At 44.9% G+C, this 24,875-nt stretch carries 20 protein-coding genes; 9 read left to right on the top strand and 11 right to left on the bottom strand.

Annotated features, from left to right (window positions below):
- Positions 1-228: 228 nt before the first annotated feature.
- From AC27G9_RS02765 to AC27G9_RS02735, 7 genes are all read right to left on the bottom strand, one after another.
- Positions 229-747, bottom strand: coding sequence for a gamma carbonic anhydrase family protein (locus AC27G9_RS02765; RefSeq protein WP_487070781.1), 519 nt, complete (start codon positions 745-747; stop codon positions 229-231).
- 2 nt (positions 748-749) lie between these two features.
- Complete coding sequence (locus AC27G9_RS02760; RefSeq protein ID WP_487072043.1) at positions 750-1,619, bottom strand: acyl-CoA thioesterase domain-containing protein; 870 nt, start codon at positions 1,617-1,619, stop codon at positions 750-752.
- 38 nt (positions 1,620-1,657) lie between these two features.
- Entirely contained in the window at positions 1,658-3,496 is a 1,839-nt protein-coding gene (locus AC27G9_RS02755) for a protein kinase domain-containing protein (RefSeq protein ID WP_487070779.1), read from the bottom strand.
- Entirely contained in the window at positions 3,493-4,350 is an 858-nt protein-coding gene (locus tag AC27G9_RS02750; protein WP_487070777.1) for a 23S rRNA (adenine(2030)-N(6))-methyltransferase RlmJ, read from the bottom strand. Before AC27G9_RS02750 ends, AC27G9_RS02755 begins: the two co-directional genes overlap by 4 nt.
- 137 nt (positions 4,351-4,487) lie before the next feature.
- Positions 4,488-6,113, bottom strand: coding sequence for a dihydrolipoyllysine-residue acetyltransferase (locus tag AC27G9_RS02745; protein WP_487070775.1), 1,626 nt, complete (start codon positions 6,111-6,113; stop codon positions 4,488-4,490).
- An 11-nt stretch (positions 6,114-6,124) separates the two neighbouring features.
- Complete coding sequence (locus AC27G9_RS02740) at positions 6,125-7,102, bottom strand: alpha-ketoacid dehydrogenase subunit beta (protein WP_487070773.1); 978 nt, start codon at positions 7,100-7,102, stop codon at positions 6,125-6,127.
- A complete protein-coding gene (locus AC27G9_RS02735) occupies positions 7,102-8,289 on the bottom strand; it encodes a thiamine pyrophosphate-dependent dehydrogenase E1 component subunit alpha (RefSeq protein WP_487070771.1) in 1,188 nt (395 codons plus the stop codon). The genes AC27G9_RS02740 and AC27G9_RS02735 overlap by 1 nt, the downstream gene beginning before the upstream one ends.
- Positions 8,290-8,946: 657 nt before the next feature.
- Here AC27G9_RS02735 and AC27G9_RS02730 point away from each other — a divergent pair.
- Entirely contained in the window at positions 8,947-12,348 is a 3,402-nt protein-coding gene (locus AC27G9_RS02730) for a S8 family serine peptidase (protein ID WP_487070769.1), read from the top strand.
- Between the two features lie 78 nt (positions 12,349-12,426).
- Here AC27G9_RS02730 and AC27G9_RS02725 read toward each other — a convergent pair whose 3' ends face one another.
- On the bottom strand, positions 12,427-13,137 hold the full coding sequence (locus tag AC27G9_RS02725; RefSeq protein WP_487070767.1) for an SOS response-associated peptidase family protein: 711 nt from the start codon (positions 13,135-13,137) through the stop codon (positions 12,427-12,429).
- Between the two features lie 77 nt (positions 13,138-13,214).
- On the opposite strand from AC27G9_RS02725, the gene AC27G9_RS02720 reads away from it, so the two are divergent.
- Both AC27G9_RS02720 and AC27G9_RS02715 read left to right on the top strand, forming a co-directional pair.
- Entirely contained in the window at positions 13,215-13,655 is a 441-nt protein-coding gene (locus tag AC27G9_RS02720) for a hypothetical protein (protein WP_487070765.1), read from the top strand.
- A gap of 6 nt (positions 13,656-13,661) precedes the next feature.
- Entirely contained in the window at positions 13,662-14,540 is an 879-nt protein-coding gene (locus tag AC27G9_RS02715; RefSeq protein ID WP_487070763.1) for a hypothetical protein, read from the top strand.
- On the opposite strand, the gene rmuC is transcribed toward AC27G9_RS02715, so the two are convergent.
- Positions 14,537-15,985: a DNA recombination protein RmuC gene (gene rmuC, locus AC27G9_RS02710; RefSeq protein WP_487070761.1), complete on the bottom strand. Its 1,449-nt coding sequence runs from the start codon at positions 15,983-15,985 to the stop codon at positions 14,537-14,539. The two genes, AC27G9_RS02715 and rmuC, sit on opposite strands and share 4 nt — an antisense overlap.
- 68 nt (positions 15,986-16,053) lie before the next feature.
- On the bottom strand, positions 16,054-17,583 hold the full coding sequence (locus AC27G9_RS02705; RefSeq protein ID WP_487070759.1) for a fumarate hydratase: 1,530 nt from the start codon (positions 17,581-17,583) through the stop codon (positions 16,054-16,056).
- Positions 17,584-17,857: 274 nt separating this feature from the next.
- On the opposite strand from AC27G9_RS02705, the gene pabB reads away from it, so the two are divergent.
- From pabB to AC27G9_RS02690, 3 genes are all read left to right on the top strand, one after another.
- Positions 17,858-19,258 (top strand): aminodeoxychorismate synthase component I, encoded by a 1,401-nt coding sequence (gene pabB, locus AC27G9_RS02700; RefSeq protein WP_487070757.1) that lies wholly within the window; start codon positions 17,858-17,860, stop codon positions 19,256-19,258.
- Positions 19,255-19,833, top strand: a complete 579-nt coding sequence (locus AC27G9_RS02695) for a CoA pyrophosphatase (RefSeq protein ID WP_487070755.1) — start codon at positions 19,255-19,257, stop codon at positions 19,831-19,833. Before pabB ends, AC27G9_RS02695 begins: the two co-directional genes overlap by 4 nt.
- Positions 19,834-19,986: 153 nt before the next feature.
- Positions 19,987-21,354: an L-serine ammonia-lyase gene (locus AC27G9_RS02690; protein ID WP_487070753.1), complete on the top strand. Its 1,368-nt coding sequence runs from the start codon at positions 19,987-19,989 to the stop codon at positions 21,352-21,354.
- Between the two features lie 24 nt (positions 21,355-21,378).
- Here the strand turns inward: AC27G9_RS02690 and cysB are convergent, their stop codons facing one another.
- A complete protein-coding gene (gene cysB, locus AC27G9_RS02685; RefSeq protein WP_487070751.1) occupies positions 21,379-22,353 on the bottom strand; it encodes an HTH-type transcriptional regulator CysB in 975 nt (324 codons plus the stop codon).
- Positions 22,354-22,531: 178 nt separating this feature from the next.
- On the opposite strand from cysB, the gene AC27G9_RS02680 reads away from it, so the two are divergent.
- The 3 genes from AC27G9_RS02680 (at position 22,532) to AC27G9_RS02670 (ending at position 24,691) form a co-directional block, all read left to right on the top strand.
- A complete protein-coding gene (locus AC27G9_RS02680; RefSeq protein ID WP_487070749.1) occupies positions 22,532-23,233 on the top strand; it encodes a sensor histidine kinase in 702 nt (233 codons plus the stop codon).
- Between the two features lie 95 nt (positions 23,234-23,328).
- Entirely contained in the window at positions 23,329-24,090 is a 762-nt protein-coding gene (locus tag AC27G9_RS02675; protein WP_487070747.1) for a hypothetical protein, read from the top strand.
- A gap of 226 nt (positions 24,091-24,316) precedes the next feature.
- Positions 24,317-24,691, top strand: coding sequence for a hypothetical protein (locus AC27G9_RS02670; protein ID WP_487070745.1), 375 nt, complete (start codon positions 24,317-24,319; stop codon positions 24,689-24,691).
- Positions 24,692-24,875 lie beyond the last annotated feature (184 nt).

The raw sequence follows: 24,875 nt of genomic DNA, 5'->3' as shown, positions 1-24,875 counted from the left end.
TCACAACTCTGATTTAAGTGCCTGAATTTATGAAATTAAAATATTTCAAAAAAATTGTTTATATTTTGAGCGCTTTTGTTCTATTATTATTGTCCATCTAGTAATTTTGATGAACTCCCTCCCGTTGAGGTGAAAAGTTAGCGCACGGCTCAGCAATGAGCCATTCCCCTAGGCCCGGAACTCCTTAGTTCTGGGCATTTTTTATTGGGCGAAAGGATAAGTTCAGCGCTATACGGGTTTTAATTCACTTGAAAAGCGCTTTGCATTATTCGCATAGTGCTGCGCTGAAAGCTCGAGCTGTTTACCCATATTTTCATTTAACGTTTTTACAATTTTTCCTGGACTACCCATTACTACTGAATAATCGGGGATTTCCATGTTTTCAGTAATCAAGGCATTGGCTCCAATCACGCAATAGCGCCCGACTTTTGCCCCGTTTAGTATGACGGCGTTGATTCCCACAAGGGTGTAATCACCAATTGTACAGCCGTGAAGCATCACTTTGTGCCCGACTGTCACGCCATTGCCTATTGTTAGAGGGGAACCGTCATCACTGTGTAACACACTTCCATCTTGAATATTGGTTTGCTCACCAATTTGGATACATTCGTTGTCACCACGGATAACCGCGTTAAACCACACGCTGGACTCTTTTTCGATCACCACGTTGCCGATGACATGTGCGCCAGGCGCTACATAAGTGTCCGGCGCAATTTTAGGGGCAAGTTCGCCCAGTTGATAAACCATGATCACTCTTCCTTAGACTGTATTTGACGCATCAAACCCTCTTGCATGGCGGAAGCCACGAGTTCGCCCTGCTTATTGAAAAACTGCCCTTTTACAATGCCTCTGGCGTTGCCACTAAACGGACTATCCATGACGTATAGAAGCCATTCGTTCATATCAAAGGGCTTATGGAACCACATGGCATGGTCAATGGTTGCCATTCGCAACGACTTATCAGTCATGGAGATACCATGGGGTTGAACGGAAGTACTGAGAAAATGGTAATCCGAGGCATACGCCATGGTTGCTTGATGTAATGGAATAGATTGACTTAGTCCTTCTTTTGCCCTCATCCATACATAGCGAACTGGATCGCGTTTCTGTGCACGAAATGAATGTGCGGCGTCGACTGTGCGGATGTCGATAGGTTTGTGGTAGCTCAGCGCTTCTTGCATTCTCGGGGTAATTTTATCGAAATTATCTTCGTAAAAACTGATATCTGACTCTACATCATCTGGGCCAGGCACTGTCGGCATTTGGGCGAATTGGTGCGACAACCCATTCTCTGCTCGTTGGAACGATGCCGTCATGTAAAAAATAGTTTTACCATTTTGTACGGCTTTCACTCTTCGAGTACAGAAGCTGCGGCCATCCCGGACTACCTCAACATCGTAGACAACCGGTTTTTTAGCATCACCGGGAAGCAAAAAATACGTATGAAATGAATGAGCAAATAGATCGTCAGCGACGGTGCGATAGGCAGATGTCAACGCTTGGCCTAGGACTTGACCACCAAACAAGGCGCGAAAACCCAAGTCCCAACTGTCGCCTCGGTACAGGCCTGATTCAATATTTTCCAATTCAAATAGCGACGCTATTTTTACATCTTTCATCATTAATCCTCTTGCGATTGACCACCTTAAATGGGGCGCTACAGTCCTACTTCAGCCCTTGGATTCCGGGGATAGTACTTTTCAGGTAGGTGCGCTCGGTGCTCAAAAATTCGTGTGTCTTTATACGGTAATTTCATAAATCCTGAAATACCCACACCCGTTATTTTCGGTATATGTTCTACAATCTCATCGAGTAATGCTCGGAATTGTGTTTCTGATTTGTGATCTAGCAACATGTAATAACTGTGAATTTTCAGATGGTTGGGTAACGCCTCGAAGATGATACACCCCGTATGATGTATATCGTTTAACGCTTCGATACAGCGCATGATGTCACTGGGTAATGCGAGTAGCTCGTCTGGGTCATCACCATCTTCAAAGTATGAGTGCATTCTGGATTCATCTGTAGAGACAGACGCTCTACTCAATTCGAAAGGAATGCGACACGCTGATGTAGGCGTAAAGGGTATTGTCGGGTCTTCCCGCTCTATATGCAGTGTATCCTTTGCGTTGAACAGACAACACTTAAAGATACCAGGGCGATGTATGGCTCTCGCTAAATCGATAATGGTATTGACGGATAATTCGAAAGCGATTTTTAAATCGTGATCATAAAGGTTCAAACTTGAATCGACATAAATCCCCTCAGGCTCCCAACGAATTGCCATCCCCCCTACGACAGGGAACCTCCCTAATCGAGAGACTGCAGCGATGAAGGCCTTTTCCGTCGCGCCCATTCCTTGTAGGTACTGTTTGTAATATCGGTCAAACTGAGCGTCATTTAGATAATTGAGGTCTTCGGCAATGTGGTGGCCTTGTTGACGCAAAAACGATTTTCTTGAACTGTACACCACCGTCTCAATTGATTCACTGTGGTAACCGAGCCATGTTGGAATGCTAGGTGTGTATTCTAATGGCTTGTCCGCAACAAACACCGTTTGACGAAGGACATGAAGGTGGTTAAAAAAATAATCGCCACCCTGCCTTCTTTTGACCGGGTCGTCGCTTAGCATGTAACTCAACACGCTGGCCAGCAACTTTGGCAACCCCAATGATTCGGGCGTAATCACCTTGGTTCCAAATCGACATGATTGACCTGACGCGAGAGCGTACAAGGTCCCTGCCATTCCTTGTTCATCAAACCTAGGCGTCGACAGACCACCGTTAAGCTGGTCTTCACCAATAAAATATACGTCTCCTAATCGCGCGTTGGTATTTTGTAAATCACCAGACATCAAGTCCATAACGTTACTGCCAACCACTTGACCGGACTCATCGATTTGGGCAAATACAGATGACCCCCAATCTATCAATCCAATGGTTTCCCGAGATTCATCAAAGACAATGTTAGAGGGTTTAATATCACCATGTACGATGGGAGAGTCTGCCCCCCCTTTTTTAAATTGCCGAAGGTAAAGCAGGATATCACCAAGTTGAACCGCTATTTTTACGACTAATCGAGGCGATAATGGTCCGTGCCTTAAGCTGTATTGCTCTAAATCTTCACCCATCGCTCGCCCCATCACCAAGATACTCTGACGTTTGATTTGTTGATATTCAAAATAAGGAGGCACGAGAGGATGTACGACATGCCTAAGCATGTAGGCCTCCTCTTCTAATCTATCTTGAACATGCTGAGGTAAATTTATGCGGGAAAACTTAAAAACGAGCTGAGTGCCATCGGCGGTATGGCCAGCAAAGGCAAAACCATAGGCCCCTTTGCCGATCATTTCTATATCTTGGTAACCCAAACTTTCCAATTCACTGATACAAAGGTCAACCCAATCTCTCAATTTTTTTGCGTCAGAACTCGACAACAAGTAAATGGATTGTTCTTCTGGGATGTAAAAGTGCTTTAGCTCCCTCGCTTGGTTCATGAGCCCTCTGTTTTCAACCACGTTAATTCAAAATCTGTTGAACCGTCGATTTGATTTTGAATTAAGCGCATGCTTCGCGATACCTTCTCATCCATTTGCCAACTTGGATTTATGACTAACATGCCAGAGCCATACATTCCCGTGTCAGAAGCTTTCTCGTCAATACAAAATTCAGCTTTCCAAGCAGTACTGCCGAGTTTCGCCAGCGTATCTACCATTTTCTCGCTTTGACCGGATTTCTTTCCCGCTCTTTCAGACAACAAGGGATACCAGATAGCAATCTGACCGTTACGCCACCGGGCTAAGGTCGCTTTTACCGCAGCGATAACTTCAGCGTATTCTTCGAACCTCTCATAGGGCGGGTCTATCAATACGGCTCCGCGATTCGGTTTAGGTGGCGTCATACCAATCAACGCCTCCAATCCATCGCGTTTGTGAAACTTGTAATTACCTAGGCTCCCAACACTTCGACAGTTGCTTCGCAAGACATCGAATTCATTGGGGTGGAGCTCGATAAGGTGCATCTTGTCGCCATCTCGTAGCGAAGACAATGCAATAGCGGGTGAACCAGGATATTGATATTCGGCAAAAAAAGGCGCAATTATTTGGTTATAGGCTTGAATGAGAGGGTCATCTAGTTGCGAAAAATCCACTTTCCCAACACCCGTTTCGTGCTCTTTGTTCTTTTGAGACTCTGACGAATTTAAGTCATAAAGCCCTGCTCCACTGTGGGTATCAAACAAGACAAAAGGCTTCTCTTTCTCTTTGAGTTTTGTAATAAGCGCGACCCAAACTAAGTGTTTGAGCACATCGGCATGGTTACCAGCGTGAAATCCGTGTTTATAACTTAACAATCTAATTCATCTACAAATTCTGAGTTAGGGTTAATTTTAACGACGCGAGCGCAAACCACAAGTCATAGCGAGAAAAGACAGGTGAAAATAAAAAACGCCAGGTCATTTCTGAACTGGCGTTTTTTCGCATCCAACTTTTATTTCAAATGCATCAACATCTTGGTTGGGTGTTGTAGATAATCCATCCAAAGATTGTTGAACCTCACCATAGTGGCCCCATCAATAATTCGGTGATCGCCTGACCAATTCACGGTCATTAGATTCACCGCCGTGACTTCGCCACTTTCATCGAACCTGGGTAACGTCTGAGTTTTCCCTAACGCCACTATCGCAGCCTCTGGTTTATTGATGACAGGTGTTGCTACCATCCCACCTATAGCACCAATGTTTGAGATACTGATAGTCCCCCCAGTCATCATATCGGATGCCAAGCGGCCCTCTCTCGCTGAATCGATAATCGTTTGCATCTCTTGGGCAATGTCTAACAATGATTTGTCTTGAACCCGTTTAATATTGGGCACCATCAAACCAATCTTAGAATCTACTGCAAAGCCAATATTGTGGTCGTCGAAATACGTGAGCTCACTTGCGTCGTCATTCAGTTGAGTGTTGATAATTGGAAATTCACTCAAGGCTAGTGATAACGCTTTTACGAAAAATGGCATGAAACTCAACTTGGTGCCTTTCGCTTCAAATTCCGGCTTCAATGATTTCCTTAGGGCGATCAGTGCGTCCATATTGAGTTCATCAGTGACGGTAAAATGAGGAATAGTATTCACCGACGCCGACATTTGTTTCGCCATCGCAGCTCGAATTCCGCGCATAGGTTCCGTACGAATACCGCCTATCGCTATGTTTGCCGCATGTTTCGAGGTTGGTACTGGTTTCTCATTCTCAATAGTTGAGGTTTGCTGCTGATTAGACACAGCGACTGCCAAATCTCGCTTTAGGATACGCCCTTTTTTGCCGCTACCTTGCACTTGACTGAGATCGATATTGCGTTCTCTCGCCATTCGACGAATTGCTGGGCTCGCTAATACTTTGCCATCAATGGCAACAGGTGGCTCATAAGCGCCATCTGCAAATTTTGATTCCTTATCACTAGAATGCGTTATGCTATTTTCTGACACAGGGGCAACCGACGCTTTTTCGGTTTCCGTTACAACCTCTGCTTGATGGTTTGATACTAATGCAAACAGTGGAGTGTGTACTTTCGCGATTTCGCCTTCACCGTGATAAAGCTTTGATACGACACCACTGTGCTTAGCCGGTATTTCAACAACCGCCTTATCAGTCATCACTTCAACGACGACCTGATCTTCTTCAATCGCATCACCTTCGTTTACGTGCCACTTAACAATCTCACATTCAACGATACCTTCGCCAATGTCAGGCAGAATAAAATCTTCAGCCGCACTAGTAGAAGCCTTGCTAGTCGAACTGGTTGGCTCCTGCTCCTGCGCAGCATCATCTACCGCTAGCTCCTCGGTAGACACAGTTTGTTCTTCTGGCTGGTTTGTTTGCTCTAAGGTGTCCATTGAAAACAAAGGACTATGCACTTTTGCAATCTCACCTACCTGATAATGAAGTTTACGTACCGTGCCCGCGTGCATAGCCGGAATCTGTACTGTTGCTTTGTCTGTCATGACCTCAGCAACAGGTTGATCTTCTTCAATGACATCGCCTTCTGCAATTAACCATTCAAGCAATTCACACTCAACAATTCCTTCACCGATATCTGGCAATATAAAGTCTATTGTCATGATCTGCCCCTTTAGTAATGCATAGTGCGCATGATCGCTTCATACGTCTTCAAGTGGTCTGGCATATATTCTTTTTCGTGCGCCAGCGGATAAGGCGTGTCCAATCCACAGACTCGAGCTACAGGCGCTTCCAAGTACAAAAAGCATTTGTCTTGTATTGTGGCTGCAATCTCACTAGCAAAACCGCCCGTTAGCGGTGCTTCGTGGTTTACCAACAAACGTCCTGTTTTCATTACCGATTCGCAAACTGCTTCCGCATCCCATGGTAGGATCGACTGTAGATCAATGATTTCGCATGACACACCTTGCTCGAGGGCCATATCAGACGCTTTTTGAAGAATCTCAATTTGCGCACCCCATCCAACCAGAGTGATATCATTGCCTTCTTGTACTAAGTCGGCTTTGCCCAAAGGCAACATGTAATCCTCTTCAGGTACATCACTAACTGAAGCGCGATAGAGACGTTTCGGCTCCATAAACAAGACTGGGTTATCGTCTCTAATCGCAGAGAGAAGTAGCCCTTTGGCCTGATACGGATTGCGGGGAATCACTATCTTTAATCCTGGAACGTGAGCAAAAAACGCTTCTGGAGACTGGCTGTGATAATGGCCGCCCGCAATGCCTCCACCATATGGCGTTCTGATCGTCAGGGTGCCACAGCTAAATTGGCCGCCCGAGCGGTAACGCCATTTAGCGGTCTCATTAACGATTTGGTCAAACGCGGGGAAGATGTAATCGCCAAATTGAATTTCAGCAACGGGAACCGACCCCTGGGAGGCAAGGCCATTGGCAAAACCAATAATACCTTGCTCTGTTAGAGGCGTGTTAAAACATCTATCGCGTCCAAACTTTTCCTGTAAGTGACTCGTTGCTCTAAATACTCCGCCGAAGTGTCCAACATCCTCTCCGAATACCATCACACGTTCATCTTTTTCCATTGAGATTTGTAACGCGCTATTTATCGCTTGTAAAAGATTTAACTGAGCCATTACTTCACTCTCCCAGCGGTTTTTGGATAGTCATTCGGATACTTCTTAATATGAGACTTCAATTCATCAAGTTGGGCTTGCAGATGCCAAGGCACTTCGTCGTATACGTCGTTAACGATATCTTCAACTGGAGCGACATCGATCTTTTCGGCTTCTTTGAGTGCAGCGAGCACTTCTTGGCGCTGCTGTTCTACCCATTTTTCATGGGCGTCGGTGTCAATCCACCCCTGTGAATTTAGCCAATTCCCAAATCGAACAATTGGATCTTTTGCACGCCATTTGTCTTCTTCATCACGTGAGCGATAACCGGTTGGGTCGTCGGATGTAGAATGCGCAGCTAAGCGATATGTCATAGCCTCAATGAGTACAGGACAATTGTCTTTTAGTGCGGTTTCGCGGGCGAGTTTTGTCGCAGCAAACACAGCAAATACATCGTTGCCGTCAACGCGAATAGTTTTCACACCGTAACCTATCCCTCGGGATGCGATGCCGTCACCAGCAAATTGTTCCTCGGCAGGTGTAGATATAGCGTAGCCATTGTTACGACAGAAAAAGATTGTCGGGCAATTTAATACGGCCGCCATGTTTACACCGGCGTGAAAATCACCCTCCGACGCAGCACCTTCTCCAAAATAACAAATTGTCACCGCGTCCTGCCCGGCCATCTTTTGGCCATAGGCATAACCCGCTGCTTGCGGGATTTGTGTGCCGAGCGGTGAAGAAATGGTCATGAAGTTGAGAGGCTTGTCACCATAGTGGATTGGCATCTGACGACCTTTATTTGGGTCATCCTTATTGCTGAACATTTGGTTCATGAACTGCTTAGTCGAATAGCCACGGTAAGCGAGAGAACCTTGCTCGCGATACTGACTCATAATCATGTCCTGCGACTTCAACGCAGCAGCGCTCGCAACAGATGCGGCCTCTTCACCGGTACTGGCCAGATAGAAGCTAATACGACCTTGTCGTTGTGCTGCCACCATACGCTCATCTAGCACGCGAATATATTCCATAGTCTTGAAGATTTTTACGGCTTCTTCTTGTGTCATCTCTGGTGCAGACGCGTTCTCTATCAGCTCACCTGAGGCTGATAAAATTTGCAGCATAGGGATATCCACTACCCCTTTTGTGATGATTTCTACCTGACTTGTTGTTTTTACTTCAGCCAAATGATTTCTGTCTTTCACTAACCTTCCCCTTAGCAATGAGGGTTAATCGCTAATTATTTGAGCTGTCTATGCTAGTGGAGTGCGGGACGGAGTGTCTTTTTAATTAAAACGAAAAATCAGGTGTGTTTGAAACAATCATACTCATTGCAAGCTGAAAAACGTGACAATCATCCTAACAAAGTAAAATCAATGTAAAATTTGAGCGAATTTCTAGTTAAAACTGAATATTTCTTTTACAAAATAACCCTGATTTAGCTTACAAGCGCAAAGAAACCGCTATTTTCCGAGCCCGATAACAAAATGTATATTAAATTTTACATTGCATTAACAACAATAAACGGCTAACTATTTACCTTGGTCATTTTATTGTAGATAAATGTCCTTGCGCTTTTTTTGTAATCACCTTAAACGTTCTAGGTGCATAAAAATCAATCAGAGCTGTCGGCAAATAGTAATTTTCTAATATTAATTTTAGTAAATTCTTGTATTTAGCTACTTATATTGCAGTAAAACCTTTGATCCGATTAATGCTACAGAATCATTACAAAAGCAAAAAAAGTGTGTTACTGTCGAACTCCCAAGCGACGAAATATGCTTTAAAAAAGGCGAATGACCTTTGGTCATTGATACAAAAAAGTTGCTGGGACCCAGGGAATTATTCATACGAGAACTAATATGAAAAAGACAAATCTAAGTGCAGCTATCGTGCTGGCACTATCGGCGACATCCGTTGCTGCAACAGACAGAATTAATTTAGACACTATCCTTGAAAGCCAAGTTAAAGAAGCAACAGTAGCAAGCTCTGCGCTTGAGACTGCTGGTACTACGTGGTTGGTTAAGGCCTCTAGCAATACTGCATTATCAAAAGCTGAAGCTGCTATCCTTAGTAAGCAAGGTCTAGCCGCAAAATCTAGCGTTGATTCAGACGCGGGCTTAGACCAGCTTCAAGCACAAATCGAAGCCTTAGACATTGACGTAACAATCATGTCGCGCACGTCTAACCTAGTCGCAGGCTTGGTTATCGATGGTTCTACGGCGGCAGTTGCAGAGATCAAAAAACTAAGTGGCGTAGAAAGCGTATTACCAGTTTACAACCGTACACTTGATGTAGCCGAGAGTGCTGAATACATCAACGCGACTCAACTCGTAACAGGTGGTGTTGCAAGCGGTAATGGTACACGCGTTGCAATTCTTGACTCAGGTCTCGATTACACTCACGCTGCAGTAGGTGGTCCTGGTACAGCAGAAGCGTTTGCAGAAGCAACAGCTGACCTCGCAGACACGCCTGCATGGCCAATCGGCAACGTTATTGGTGGTTTCGACTTCTTCAATGGCGACCCAGATCCGATGGATAACAACAACCACGGTACACACGTAGCTCACTCTGTACTAGGTGTTGCCCCAGACGCGCAAGTTTATGCATACACAGTTTGTGACAGAACTTGCCCAGGTGCAGCTCAACTTGCTGGCCTTGAAGCGTCTATGGACCCGAATGGCGATGGCGACATTTCTGACCGTGTCGACGTAATCAACATGTCACTGGGTGGTGATTTTGGTACAAGCCGCGGTGGTGCTGTAGCAGAACTTATCAATCAAGCTGTAGAGCTTGGTGTGGTAGTAGCAATTTCTGCTGGTAACGATGGCCCTACTCCATTCATCGTTGGTGGCCCAAGTACAACAGCAAATGCGTTGTCTGTTGGCGCAATGACTCACCCAACTGCAGAATCAGCTGAAGTTTCTGGTAGCATCGGCGGTGCAGACGTTACTGCAGTTGCAGCTGCATTTAACCCAGAGCCTGAGTTTAGTGTTGATAGCACTACGCCATTAATGTATGCAGAAGTTGGTACCAACGAAACTGGCTGTGCCGCTTACACGACTGATTTGACTGGCTCGGTTGCCCTAATCGACCGTGGTGGTTGTGCGTTTACAACTAAAATTCAAAACGCTGAGGCCGCAGGTGCTGATTTCGTTATCGTAGCAAACAATGTTGCTGGCGATGGTGCATTCACTATGGGTGGTACACCAACAGCGCCGATCGGCATCAACTCTGTGATGGTATCGTTCGAAGACGGTGCAGCACTTAAAGCGCTTATCGACTCTGACACGGTAGCATTCGCATTTGATTCTGAGTTGTTCGTTAAAGAAGGCGCAATCGCGACGTTTACGTCTCGTGGTCCTTCTCTAGACGGCATGCTTAAGCCTGAAATCACTGCGCCAGGTACTGCTATCGATACAGCTGAAGTTGGTACAGGTACAGGTACAACACCTATTAGCGGTACATCATTCTCTAGCCCAATTACGGCTGGTGCGATGGCTATGTTAGCTGAGGTGTTCCCAAATCGTAACGCTTTCGAATTGAAAGCAACGATCATGAACAACGCAAACCTAGACGTAACGCTTAACCCACGTTCTACACACCCTGACACAGAGTTGGCTCCAATCAGCTACATTGGTGCAGGTCTTGTTGACGTAGAGAAAGCATCTCAGTCTACTACAGCAGCTTGGGATAGCGAAACGCTACAAGCAGCGCTTTCTTTCGGTCTACTAGGCTTAAGCGAAACAGCGTCAATTACTAAGACTATCACGCTTAAAAACTTCTCGACTGAAGCGAAAACTTACACACTTTCTGATGAAGCACGCTTCGCAAACGACACTGCTACTGGCGCGTTGACAATGGCTTACCCAGCTACTGTTACTGTAGGCCCAGGTCAAACAGTAACGTTTGACGTAACGGCGACTATCGATCCAGCTAACCTACCAGAGTGGACATTAGACGAATCTAATGCACCGTCTGAATCCGCTGACCTAACAACCGTTGAATATGATGGTGCCTTGGTACTAACCGACAGCAACGACCAAACAATGCACTTGGTTTATCACGTACTGCCTAAAGCATACGGTTCAGTCACACTGGGTAGTGAGATCACTGCTGATGGCGTAATGAGAACAGTAACAAACACAGGTACTACTGCTGTTTCTACTGCGCTTGTTCCGACTATGATTGACAGTGGTATCGATGAAGACAAGCAATTTGACATTGTTAACACGTCTCTTGAATATCTACCAGTTCCTGCTGCAACATGTGAAGGTGAAGCGATTGTCTTTACCAACATCACTATGCGTGACCCAATTGCTACGCTTCATGCAAACGGTTGGTTCATGGATGTTGATGCTGATGGTGACGGCGTAATGGATTTCACAGCGCAAACGCTAAATGAGTCTGCGTTCGGTCGTGATTCTTCTGCGGTATTGACGTTCACGCGTCCGTTCAGCGCCCTTTCTGGTTCATTGTTCGGCACGATTCACGAGCCAGGCAGTAACGTACTTTCTATGGTTAGCTGTATCGACGATTTAGGTCTTGAGATTGCTGATTTGAACAATGCTTCTGCTAACGTAGCATTCCGTGTTGAAGATAGTGCTTTCGACTTCTTCCCTTCAGTGGCTTACGATGATGATCTAGTAGTAACAAACTACTCGTTCCCACTAGTAGCAGCACCTACGGTAACAGACGCTGCGGGTGAAGCGGTTGCAACACTAGCGCCGGGTGAAAAAGCTTACCTTAACGGTGTTGGCCAAGGCGGATTTACTTTCCTAGGTCAGGCAGGTGCAGTTGCAACTAGCATCGCTGTAGATGGCGATAACGCGCCAACTATCGAAGCTCAGTCTTTCGCAATCGACGAAAACACTGCTAACGACACTGTTGTTGGTACACTAGTCGCTAGTGATGCTGACGGCATCACAAGTCCGGTATCTGAGTTCTTCGTACAGTCTTCAACATCTGTTGCATTCTCAGTGTCTCGTGACGGTGTGATTACTGTTGCTAACTCTGAGCTGCTAGACTACGACGCTGGTCTTCAGTCAGTGTCTATGGACGTAGTAGCAATCGATACTGCTGGTAACGTATCAGAGCCTGCACAGGTTACAATTGCTATCAACAACCTAGCAGACGAAGCAAGCGAACAGCCGCCTGCGCCTACTCCAACGCCGGTTGATCCTCCTCGCAGTTCAGGTGGTTCTATGGGTTGGTTAACACTTCTTCTTGCTCCTATCGCGTTCCTAAGACGCCGTACAAAGTAAGATAGCTGTTAAAGCACAAAAAAAGGCCGCTCTTGTAGCGGCCTTTTTATTATCTCGAATAAGGTTAACAAGCTGGTGCTAGCCGTCTCTGTCAATTAGTGCAGAATCGCCAATGGGGTTATAGAGCGACGGCTTATCAATTGGCTGAGCATTCAGTGTTTCTCGAACCGTAGGTTTGAGTAAACTCTCAACGTCCTTTAGTGGCCGTGAGGTATCCAACCATGTTTGAGCGCTTCCGTCTTCTAAGCTCAACATTAGAGGGCTAGCTTTAGTGTGGTAAGGTGCAATTTTGTCATGCGCCGGTAATGTCACTACTGAGCAAGACAATTTATTCACAATTTGACCTTCTCCGACATTTACTGCCCACTCACGATACAGCCCTCCTAGCAGCATCGCTCCACGTGTAGCAATAAAATCGGTATAACGCGTGTCAGTGCCCTCTTTTTGTGATTCACCAAAACCAGACACAGGCATGACACACCGCGTTTCTCTGAAAGCGACAAACCCTGCACTTCTTGGTACATTCAACTTGTCATAACGGGTATTAAAAGACGTGTAGCGAGACGGTTTTAATGGGTTGTTTGGATCACGGTTCGGCTCAACCAATAGCCACCACAGTGCATCGTCCATTATCATTTCACTGCCACTTTGGTAGACAATAGAAATCTCATTGGCGACGGACTTGAATCGCCCGGTTCTGAGCCCTGACTTTGGATAAATTGCAATTTCAAGCTGTTCGCATAACGTCCTAAGCTCAGGACTATCAATCACGTTCAAACGTCCACACATAAATCGTTCTCTGTTTAAATTTGCGTTCGCCACCATTTGATCACAAACTAGACGAGACGAACATTGAAAGTATTACCATGATATCGCCTTTAGAAAACCAAAATCAAAAACTCACAAGTTATTATTTAACCGCTATTTTTAGTTTAGTTTTTGCCGTTGCTGGCTTTACGTACAACACTTGGCGGCTAGAAGTGACAGAAGACAATAACAACATTCGCACCGCTTCATTTGCGGTCTTGACCTTACTTTCAGAATTTGAACAAAACATATTCGCTGCCTACTATGACAGTAATCCTGTTGAAGGTAGCCCAAGGATCGGCTGGGTTAAGGTTGGTTTAATTGTGGATATGAGCACACTGATTAGTGAAGATGTAGAAAATGAATCAACTAAGCTAAAACAGTTATGGAGCAACGAGTGGGAAAATGTTTTTGATGAGCGCGACAGCGTCGATCAATTGACCGCGCAAATTGACGTAATCAGAGCAGATATAAAAACAGAACTCAAAGCACTGCAATAATTAGTTATGTTGATAAGAACGCTTGTTTTTACCTTTTGCACCATACTCTCCCCGTTCATTATGGCGATAGACAAGCCAGTGCCGGTTCCAACGTACAAGTATCCAACTTACAACATGGCAGCCGACCACCAAAAGCTCTATTACCAAAACCTTTTTGTCAAAGCATTAGAAAATTCAAGGCATGAGTTTGGAAACTTCAATCTCGATCCGGTCCACCTTCCAATGCTGCAAAATCGGGCGTTGATTAGCCTTAATCGTGACATCATCGACGTATACTGGACGATGACATCAAAGCAACGCGAAGCGAACTATTTAGCCGTCAGAATCCCGCTGATGAAAGGATTGATAGGCTATCGAGTTGCCATTATTCACCGCAACTCAAAGACCAAATTCCAGCGTATCGCTACGTTAGAACAGTTCAAAACGTTAACTGCAATTCAAGGCCCAGGGTGGCCAGACACCTTCATAATGCGGGAAGCAGGCTTTACCGTATTTGAACAAAATACGTGGCAGAATATGTTTCTTGCTGTACGAGGAGGTTATGCGGATTTTTTTCCACGTTCTGTTGTAGAAGCTTGGGCTGAATTTGCCCTTTATGGCAATGATGAATTAATGATAGACACATCACAGTTGATTCACTATCCGGCAGCGATGTACTTTTTCGTCGAAAAAGATGAAGAAATACTCGCACAAAGGTTGGAATCAGGCCTAAGAGCGATGATAAAAAGTGGAGAGTTTGCTCGGCACTTCGAGCAATATCCATCACATAAACGAGCACTAAAATTTCTGCAAAACACAAAACGTGTCGTGCACCGCATAGAGAATCCGTTCTTGCCACAGGACACACCAACCTCCGACAGTACCCTGTGGCACAGTATAGATTAGTCGCTATCAGGCTCGTTGACGATACTATCAGGTAGCTTTTTACTCGGTTGAACCCCTAACGTCCGAAATTGTTCTACTTGCCTAACCAAGTTGCCTCGTCCAGTCGATAGCTTGTTGATTGCACCCTCATAACTTTTTTGTGTAGCTTCAATGGATTTGCCGACCTTTTCCATATCCGTAACGAATCCGACAAACTTGTCATAGAGCTTAGCGCCGTGCTGAGCAATCTTTTGCGCATTTTGATTTTGATATTCGTATTGCCAAATATTGTTAATGGTACGCAGAGCAACCAACAGATTAGTTGGGCTCACCAACATGATATTGTGATTTAAAGCAAGGGTGACCAATTCAGGGTCTTCTTCAATCGCGAGCAAAAAGGCGGGTTCTATAGGAATGAACATCAACACATAATCAAGGGTTCTGATTCCTGGCAAGTCTTGATAATCTTTGGCCCCTAACCCTTTAATGTGGCCTTTGATTGAGTTGACATGTTCTTTCAACAGCAGCTGACGCGCCACTTCGTCTTGCTCGTTAAAGAAACGTTCATAAGCAGACAAACTCACTTTAGAGTCGATGATAACGTCTTTGTCGTTGGGAAGATGTACCACAACGTCCGGTTGCTGAAGCTTTCCGCTTTCGTTCCTAACTGACACTTGTGTTTCAAATTCATGACCTTCCCGTAGCCCTGACTCTTTTAGGATGCGCTCTAGTACGACCTCGCCCCAGTTACCCTGTTGCTTGTTATCTCCTTTCAATGCCATCGTTAAAGCGGCAGCTTCATCTGTAATACGCTTGTTAAGCTCTTTTAACGTCAAAATTTCGGTCTTCAACGATGCTCGCTCTTGACCTTCTTTGACGTATTGGTCGGTAACTTGTCGTTTGAATCCGTCGATCTGTTCTTTTAACGGCGTCAGTAACGCATCTAGGCCTGATTTGTTTTGTTTGAGGAAGGACTCATTTTTTTGTTCGAAAATTCGATTAGCTAGATTCTCAAACTGTTCATTTAGGCGTTTTTCTGTATCTTCTAGCAGTGCAATTTTATCCTCATTGGCTTTTTGCGCTTCGTGAAAGCCAGCCTGCTGAGACTGATAATTCGCCTGTAGCTGAGTAAACGAGGATCGCAATGCTGCTAGCTCTTCAGACGAGGTTTCTACTTGTTTTTCAAGCTGTGGAGTGAGGGCTGCAATTTGTTGGCTTTGAGTCAAAGCCTCCCTCAAGGAGGTTTCAAGACGCTTCGCTTCTACAATATCACTGTTTAACTGGTCGGCAATGACATCGGCCTGAGACAAACGCTGCTCTAGCCCCTGCTCTACTAATTTGAAATCATGAGTAAGCTGCTGTACCCGCTGCGAGGCTTTTTTACTACAAATCAAGTAAGTAATAACAGCGCCTAACCCGGCGGCGCCTGCGCATAATCCAGTGGTGGCGAGATCAATGGTGATCATGAAATATTCTGTGTCCCTAAACAAAAACGGGTACCTAAGTACCCGTTGCTAATCATTATATAACGGTACTATTTTGACAACTCAGCGTCTAAGTCTGCAATTTTTGCTTTCCAAATGGCAGGGCCTGTTTTGTGAGCATTAGCGCCAGTACTATCAACTGCGACGGTGACAGGCATATCTTCCACTTCAAACTCATAAATGGCTTCCATACCTAAGTCTTCAAATGCAACGACTCGCGACTTTTTGATCGCCTTGGAGACTAGATAAGCGGCTCCGCCTACTGCCATTAAGTAGACTGCCTTATGCTTTGCAATCGACTCAACCGTCGCTGGACCCCGTTCGGCTTTACCAATCATACCAATCAAGCCAGTTTCCTCTAGCATCATGTCAGTAAATTTGTCCATGCGGGTCGCTGTTGTAGGGCCTGCAGGGCCAACTACTTCGTCACCAACTGCGTCAACAGGCCCAACGTAATAAATAAACCTGTTGGTTAAGTCTACGCCCTCTGGCAAGCCTTCTCCATTTTGAAGCATGGTTTGGATACGTTTGTGAGCTGCATCTCGACCCGTCAACATTTTGCCGGACAACAACACTGTTTCGCCGACTTTCCATTCTTGAATGTCTTCTTTGGTCACATCATCCAAATTAACGCGACGTGTATTTTCACTCACTTCCCAGGTCACTTCAGGCCAATCTTCTAGTTTGGGAGGTGTCAGTTCTGCAGGGCCACTGCCGTCGAGATAGAAATGGGCGTGACGCGTTGCCGCACAATTTGGAATCATGGCAACGGGTTTAGACGCCGCGTGTGTCGGTAGCGATTTGATTTTAATATCAACAACCGTTGTCAAACCACCCAAACCTTGTGCGCCTATTCCCAAGTCGTTCACAGCTTTGAAAATATCGACACGAAGCTTCTCTTCCGTTGTTTGTGGCCCACGCTCGATAAGTTCTTGAATATCGACAGGGTCCATCAAGCTTTCTTTTGCCAATACCGCTGCTTTTTCAGCGGTACCACCAATACCTATGCCGAGCATACCCGGTGGGCACCATCCGGCTCCCATTGTGGGAACCGTTTTCACCACCCAATCGACAATATCATCGCTAGGGTTAAGCATGACCATCTTGGACTTGTTTTCAGAACCGCCACCTTTGGCAGCGATCATAATTTCTATTTTGTCGCCAGCTACTGTATCAACGTGCACTACAGCAGGTGTGTTATCTTTTGTGTTTTTTCGCGCGCCGGCTGGGTCGGCAACGATTGACGCCCTTAGTGGGTTGTCAGCATTCAAGTAGGCTCGACGGGTTCCCTCGTCAACCATTTCTTGAACCGTCATATCCGTTTTATCCCAGGTCACTCCCATACCGATTTTTACAAAGCAAGTTACGATACCCGTATCTTGACATAGTGGGCGTTTACCCTCTGCAGACATACGGGAGTTGATCAATATTTGCGCCATTGCATCTTTAGCGGCTTGGCTTTCTTCTCTTAAGTAAGCCTGTTCTACCGCTTTTACGTAGTCCAATGGGTGGTAAAACGAAATAAACTGAAGTGCATCTTCGATGCTATCAATGAAGTCTTGTTGACGGATAACGGTCATGTCGTCCTCTCATGTGTAGGATTGGCTTTGTGTCCGCGCGATCTAGGTTTTAGACAAAGTGACGGTTTATTGTCCACTTGGCAAGAAAACCCTCCACTTTTGTGACAAAAAGTCATGGTTAATCGCACGTTTTTGGGATAAAGACCGTATACTAGCGCAATCCCGTTATTTGAACCAAGAATTAATAGAAACTTGTGCTAAGACTTTGGTGGGTGGGAACAATTTGTTCAAATAACGGACAGAAACACAGTCAGAAGTAGAGAAATTACCTTTAATGCAACACACAACCACAACATTGACACTGAGCGAGCTGTTACTTCCTGCAGGCAAAACATTTATGAGTTTGTTTGCGAGTGTTGAATCCAATCCTTGGTCACTGTTATTTGATACCTCTCAAAGTAAACAAAGCGATGGCCGCTTCAATATGATCATGGTCAATCCAGCCAAAGTGGTTGTTGCTCAACAAGGTACTATTTGTATTATTGATACGACAGACAATTCACATAAAACGTCACACGACAAACCTTTAGCCGCCGTGTCAGCGTTAGTGGAGAACCTTAAACAGACTGTCAAAATTAACAATAAAACAGATGTGGATTTAGAGAGTTTACCCTTTATTGTGGGCGCTGCTGGACTCTGTGGTTATGACTTGGGTCGCTATTATGAAACCTTGCCTAACGTGGCGGAAGGCGGATATGCCTGCCCAGACATGGCGATGGGAATTTATTTACATTGTGTGATTGAGGACACATTAACGGGGCGTATTTTTGAAACTAAACGGCCAGAGTGTCAGTCCATTTTGGACTATGACGTTGGCGTCCATAAAAACAAAAGGCCGTTTGCTTTAACCGGTGAGTGGCAGTCAAATATGACCCAAAGCCAGTACACACAAAACCTGGCACGCGTACACGATTATTTAGTCGCAGGCGATTGCTACCAAATCAATTTTGCCCAACGGTTTAATGCTTCTTATGAAGGTAGTGAGTGGCAAGCCTATTTGTCGCTTCGCGAGGCCAACAAAGCACCGTTTTCTAGTTTTATGCGCTTGCCAGAATCATGTATTTTAAGCATCTCTCCAGAGCGTTTTATCAGCACTAAACAAGGTGATGTTGAAACCAAGCCGATAAAAGGAACAAGGCCTCGCTCTGACAATAAAGAAGAAGACAATAGGCTTGCTAACGCGCTATTGAATGCCGAAAAAGACCGTGCAGAAAATTTGATGATAGTCGACTTATTGCGAAATGACATCAGCAAACACTGTGAACCCGGTAGTGTAACTGTGCCTCACTTATTTTCGCTTGAATCCTATAACGCTGTGCATCACATGGTGAGCACCGTAAAGGGTAAATTAAAGCCATCCTCTTCCTGCTTCGATCTTTTGTCAGGTGCGTTCCCCGGTGGTTCGATTACCGGTGCGCCGAAAATTCGTGCGATGGAAATTATCGACGAACTGGAACCACACCAACGAAATATCTATTGTGGTAGCATGGTTTATCTTGGCATTTTCGGCGATATGGATTCAAGTATATGCATACGTACACTCCTTGCGGAAAACAACACCCTGTATTGTTGGGCAGGAGGTGGTATTGTATTGGATTCGAATGCTAAAGATGAGTATCAGGAGACGTTGGACAAAGTGTCTCGAATTCTGCCAATACTAGCGAGTGAGAAGTGAATCGCGAACAATTCATCACCCAGTTTCTACTGCACCAACCACGCCATAAAGAACAGGACTTTCCTCTACTAGGTAAAGGCCGCCCCGCGGCTGTACTTATACCACTTGTGGATTACGGTAATGAGTTAACTGTCCTCTTTACCCAGCGGGCATTACATTTAAAACACCATCCAGGCCAAATCAGTTTTCCGGGAGGCGGTTTAAACGAGGGAGAAAATATCTTCGACGGCGCCATGAGAGAGACCGAAGAAGAAGTCGGCATTCCGACAGGGCAAATAACAACGATTGGCGCTCTGCCCAACTTTCGGACCATAAGTGGCTATTGCGTCGCCCCCGTTGTAGGTTTTATTGAACCTAATTACCCTGTAGCCATCGACGAAAACGAAGTGTCATCTATCTTCGAAGTCCCGTTACCATTTTTGCTAAACCAAAATAATCATCAGGTGCATTACGCCGAGCGAAAAGGCACCAAGCAGCCAATCTATTTTATTCCATGGCAAGATAAGTTGATTTGGGGCGCAACGGCTTCTATGTTGCGAAATTTGTCTCACCTCATCCATTCAGAAAATAGATAGACTCGATAGATTGATCATTCGATAACCAAGAATCCTGTTTCAATAGTTTTACAGGTCATAACTATTTCTAATCCAACTCATTAACTTTCATTTCTTGCCTGAAATCATTACGCGGTACAAAATAAAATGAAGTAAGACCGTGGAAAAATAATAATGATTAGCGTATTCGATATGTTCAGCGTTGGGATCGGGCCTTCGAGTTCCCATACAGTCGGGCCAATGAAAGCCGCCGCTGAATTTGCAAAACGAGTGACGAGTCACTCCGATACTCAGGTAACACGAGTTGCCACAGAGCTGTTTGGCTCCCTAGGGCAAACTGGCATTGGGCATGGAACCGGAAAAGCGGTGATTTTGGGTCTTTTAGGCGAACTCCCAGACCTCATCGACGTCAATACAATTGATGCAAAACTCAAGCATGTAAGAGAGTCAGAAACACTCAGTTTATCTGGTAAGTATGACGTGGCGTTTCCCGCAAAAGATGCCATTGTTTTTCACCGTCGTAAAACACTTCCCAAGCACGCCAATGCCCTCACCTTTTACGCATATTCTGGTGACATGTTAGTGAGTGAACAAACTTACTACTCAATTGGTGGTGGCTTCATCGTAACAGACGAAGATTTCGATAAGGTAAAGCAGGTTGCCATAGAATCACAATCTGAGGTGCCCTACCCATTTAAAAGCGCAAACGAATTGTTGTCGCTATGCAAGGAGAATGGGCTTTGCATTAGTTCTCTTATGCTGAAAAATGAGTCGGTTCACAGAGATGCAGAAGCAATTAAAGATACGCTTTTCGATATATGGAAAGTGATGCAAGCTTGTGTTCAACGCGGTATCGATAGTGAAGGCATCTTGCCAGGTGGTTTAAAAGTGGTAAGAAGAGCCCCCGCGCTTTACCGACGCTTGCAAACTGAGAACACAAACGATCCCATGCAAACGATGGATTGGGTAAACTTGTTCGCTTTAGCGGTTAACGAAGAAAATGCAGCGGGCGGCCGTGTAGTGACGGCGCCGACTAATGGCGCCGCTGGAATCATCCCCGCCGTCATGCACTATTTCGACAAATTCATAAAGCCGTTAGACCGAGAAACTGCTAGCCGCTTCCTGTTGACCGCAGGCGCGATTGGCATCCTTTATAAGGAAAACGCGTCCATTTCCGGTGCGGAAGTGGGTTGCCAAGGTGAGGTTGGCGTGGCGTGTTCAATGGCAGCTGGGGCGCTGAGTGAAATAATGGGTGGCACAGTGGAAGCGGTTGAGAATGCCGCGGAAATTGGGATGGAACACAACTTGGGATTAACTTGTGACCCCGTTGGCGGATTAGTACAAGTACCGTGTATTGAGCGAAATGCCATGGGTGCCATAAAAGCGATCAATGCCACACGCTTGGCATTACGTGGAACTGGCGACCATAAAGTCTCACTAGACAAGGTGATTAAAACGATGCGCGATACCGGTAACGATATGAAAACCAAGTATAAAGAAACGGCCAGAGGAGGCCTCGCGGTCAATATAATCGAATGCTAAAAAAAGCGCCTTAATGGCGCTTTTTTATTTGACCGGTAGAGTGTGCCCTTTAAACATTTTCTCAACTTCATCATTGTTTTTAAGCATCATCGCCTTTTCAACGCGATCGCGTGTTAAATGCGGGGCGAAACGTTCAATAAAGTCATACATATAGCTTCGCAAAAATGAGCCTTTTCTGAAACCAATCTTTGTCGTGCTATATTCAAATAAGTGGCTGGCATCAATTTTCACTAGGTCAGAATCGAGCTCCTCGTTGACTGCCATAGAAGCAATCACCCCAATGCCAACACCTAAACGGACATAGGTTTTAATTACATCAGCATCAGTGGCAGTGAACACGATTTTGGGCTCAAGGCCGGCTTTGTCAAAGGCTTGGTCTAGTTCTGAGCGCCCTGTAAAACCAAATACGTAAGTTACCAAGGGGTATTTCGCAATATCTGCGATATCGATACTCCCCTTCTTGGCTAAAGGATGCTCTTTGTTGACGATGACACTTCGATTCCAGTGGTAGCAAGGTAACATGACAAGGTCGTTGTACAGATGTAAGGCCTCGGTAGCAATCGCAAAGTCCGCCTCTCCTTTGGCCGCGAGGTCACTGATTTGAGACGGTGTACCTTGGTGCATGTGAAGCGATACTTTTGGGTATTTATTCATGAAACCTTGAATGACATCAGGTAGGGCATATCGCGCTTGGGTATGAGTCGTGGCAATGTTCAACTTACCCTGATCAGGCAGCGTGTGTTCACGGGCGACAGCTTTGATACTCTCAACTTTAGCTAAAATTTCTCGTGAAATATTAATCACATCGTGACCCGCGTCAGTAACGTGAGTTAAATGTTTTCCGCTTCGTCCGAAAATTTGTACACCGAGTTCGTCTTCAAGCATACGTACCTGTTTACTTATACCAGGTTGTGAGGTGTATAAACTCTCTGCGGTGGCAGAAACGTTGAGGTTATTATTCAATACTTCAACGATATAGCGGAGCTGCTGTAGTTTCATGAAATCGTCCGTTGTGTACCCGACCAAGTAATAGTGCTCGAAATCGCACTGTGGCCCTATGTGACGCTGTGGCCACCTATTTTTACCAAGTTACGGGATCTTATGCAAAAAATTGTGAAAAATTTCAAATATTAATAGATACTAGCATAAGGACAGATTGAATAGCGAAGATAATTACATGCAAAAGAATCAGGAAAGAGACACCGCAATTGATTTTTCTTCGGTGCTGGCTGCCGCCGTACACGACATGAAAAATAGCTTGTGTTTACTAATTCAATCCATTGAACAGCTTTCCGACGCTATTCCAGAACAGGCGACTGAGTCTCGAGAACAAGTTGCTAACGTCCATTACGAAGCCTCTCGGTTAAATACCAATCTCGTGCAAATATTGTCTCTGTATCGCTCTCAGCTCGAGAGCCTACCAATTACCGTTGATGAGTGCTTTATTGGTGACCTATTTTCAGACGTTGTTGCGTCCAATCGCGTTTATATAGAACAAAAGGCCATCGCCTTAAATATCCAATGCCAAGACGAACTGAGTTGGTACCTTGATGCAGACCTCATCTACCTGTTAGTCAATGATGCTGTGGTTAACGCACTGCGATATGGAAAGCAGAATATATCGATAGAGGCGTTTGAAGACCAAGATAGTCTTGTCATTCGAGTTTCTGACGATGGCGAAGGTTACCCAGACCGCATGCTGAGCCAAAGCCACACTGAACTCTCGGAATTTAACGTAAGCCAAGGTCGCACCGGGCTGGGTCTTTTCTTTGCAAGGCTTATCGCTGCGGCGCATACACGAGATGCCGAATGCGGTGAAATTTCTCTAACAAATGGAGGAAGTTTGGGAGGTAGTGTGTTTGAAGTAAAAATACCTTAGCGTTTTCATGGACAAAGCCGATAATATAAAAGACACTTACACAGGTACATCAGCGCAACCGGTCCACAGAGATTGGGCGAGCAGGAAATGAATTAATGACGTTTACAATAATTATCGTATTGATAGTGGTACTGTTTATTGCAGCTATCTTCATCAATGCATTTCAACAACACCGAGCCAAAGTAGAAGCCGAGAAGCGCGCAGAAGCCGCCAAACAAAAAGCCATTATCGACGAAACGGAAAATGTCATCATGGCAGCGGGCCAAATGCCGATTTCTCAACGATTGATTCATATATTGCACGGCCGTGTGTTGAATGCACTTAAACTGTGTTATGAACTCAATCCTACTTCGGCAGAACTACGACAGCGCATTGTTGATGTAGAAGAACGAACTAAGACAATTCAAATTGGTGAATTACCCCCATCAGATTTTAATCTGCCGGATAATGACAAGCTCGTCATTCAGTTTATTCAGGCTATCAAAAAGCTCCGAGTTTTGCTCAGATCAGAGCACAGCAAGGGCAAAGTCGACAGTAAAACATACTTAGAAGAAGACAAACTGCTTGAAAGACTGCAATTAAAAGTCAATGTCGAAACCTTAATGAAAAGAGGCAAAAGCGCGGTTCAAACTGGAATGCTTGGGTCGGCACGCCAATATTATGAAAAAGCATTGAATGCATTGGAAAACCAAACGAATGCCGACGACTACATTAAATCCCGCATTGGATTATTGAAAAAAGAGCTTGGCCAGATTCAAGACAACCTCAAAAATGTCAATGCGCAAGACCGAGCCAAGAAAAAAGAAGAAGAAAGAGACGAACTGGACGAATTGTTTGCGCCCAAGAAAAAATGGTAAGGCTATTCAATCAATCACAAAAACCGGCGTAAGCCGGTTTTTTTATCTATATAACCAGTATCAATCTCACGACCTCAATGACAGGATTTGGTCACGTCTGACAGAATCTTGTACAACTTCCACAAACTTTATAATCATGGCAGTATGATTGAATCGAGCGGTAGCTTGGCAGAAAAACGCGCAAAATACGCCTTGTTAAATTGTTAGTTTCTAAAGGGATTAGGTAATGAGTGAAATTCAAGAATTAGTGATTTTGGTTGTTGTATGCGTGGCTGGATTTACAGCTTTATATAAAATCTTACCTTTCAAGGTTTATGGCGCTTCTAAACCAAAACTCTCGCTATTCCCAAAATATATAGCAACTTTTAGCAAACCTACCGAACAAATTGAGAGAGCATTACAAGTTCTCGGCTTTGAAAAAGTTAAATCTGGCACACATTCACGCGGTAAGGTCTACGGAGATTATTCAGCAAAGACAATTAAGTTATCCGTTCAAATTTACGAGAAAGAAAAACAAATCAAAGTCTTTGCTTCTTTTTTTGGCATACTGTTCGATACCGGAGATATTTGGCAAGTGACTACGGATATATTGAATGGCTAAAAACCCTAACTAGTTGCTAAAGATCACCCCGGCCACAAAAACCACGGCTTACCCCGCGTTTTGGCAACCTCTTAGTATAAGGCTAACTCAAACCTAGTGGACTTATCCTGCAGATCTGAGCGGTTCTAAAGGTAAACGCTGGAAACGTTGAATTATCAAAGTTCGTTTTCAATTTTGTATATAG

Source organism: Alteromonas sp. 5NS40-0096 (genome assembly GCF_057544385.1).
The sequence above is the reverse complement of the archived record's forward strand: the minus strand, read 5'-3'. Positions and strand labels throughout refer to the sequence as shown.

Bases quoted from the DNA above. Each gene is read 5' to 3' on its own strand.
- AC27G9_RS02675 (WP_487070747.1), top strand. From the start codon at position 23,329: ATGACGTTTACAATAATTATCGTATTGATAGTGGTACTGTTTATTGCA.
- AC27G9_RS02755 (WP_487070779.1), bottom strand. From the start codon at position 3,496: ATGAACCAAGCGAGGGAGCTAAAGCACTTTTACATCCCAGAAGAACAA.
- AC27G9_RS02690 (WP_487070753.1), top strand. From the start codon at position 19,987: ATGATTAGCGTATTCGATATGTTCAGCGTTGGGATCGGGCCTTCGAGT.
- rmuC (WP_487070761.1), bottom strand. From the start codon at position 15,985: ATGATCACCATTGATCTCGCCACCACTGGATTATGCGCAGGCGCCGCC.
- pabB (WP_487070757.1), top strand. From the start codon at position 17,858: ATGCAACACACAACCACAACATTGACACTGAGCGAGCTGTTACTTCCT.
- AC27G9_RS02680 (WP_487070749.1), top strand. From the start codon at position 22,532: ATGCAAAAGAATCAGGAAAGAGACACCGCAATTGATTTTTCTTCGGTG.
- AC27G9_RS02745 (WP_487070775.1), bottom strand. From the start codon at position 6,113: ATGACAATAGACTTTATATTGCCAGATATCGGTGAAGGAATTGTTGAG.
- AC27G9_RS02670 (WP_487070745.1), top strand. From the start codon at position 24,317: ATGAGTGAAATTCAAGAATTAGTGATTTTGGTTGTTGTATGCGTGGCT.
- AC27G9_RS02740 (WP_487070773.1), bottom strand. From the start codon at position 7,102: ATGGCTCAGTTAAATCTTTTACAAGCGATAAATAGCGCGTTACAAATC.
- AC27G9_RS02760 (WP_487072043.1), bottom strand. From the start codon at position 1,619: ATGAAAGATGTAAAAATAGCGTCGCTATTTGAATTGGAAAATATTGAA.
- AC27G9_RS02725 (WP_487070767.1), bottom strand. From the start codon at position 13,137: ATGTGTGGACGTTTGAACGTGATTGATAGTCCTGAGCTTAGGACGTTA.
- cysB (WP_487070751.1), bottom strand. From the start codon at position 22,353: ATGAAACTACAGCAGCTCCGCTATATCGTTGAAGTATTGAATAATAAC.
- AC27G9_RS02765 (WP_487070781.1), bottom strand. From the start codon at position 747: ATGGTTTATCAACTGGGCGAACTTGCCCCTAAAATTGCGCCGGACACT.
- AC27G9_RS02720 (WP_487070765.1), top strand. From the start codon at position 13,215: ATGATATCGCCTTTAGAAAACCAAAATCAAAAACTCACAAGTTATTAT.
- AC27G9_RS02715 (WP_487070763.1), top strand. From the start codon at position 13,662: ATGTTGATAAGAACGCTTGTTTTTACCTTTTGCACCATACTCTCCCCG.
- AC27G9_RS02730 (WP_487070769.1), top strand. From the start codon at position 8,947: ATGAAAAAGACAAATCTAAGTGCAGCTATCGTGCTGGCACTATCGGCG.
- AC27G9_RS02705 (WP_487070759.1), bottom strand. From the start codon at position 17,583: ATGACCGTTATCCGTCAACAAGACTTCATTGATAGCATCGAAGATGCA.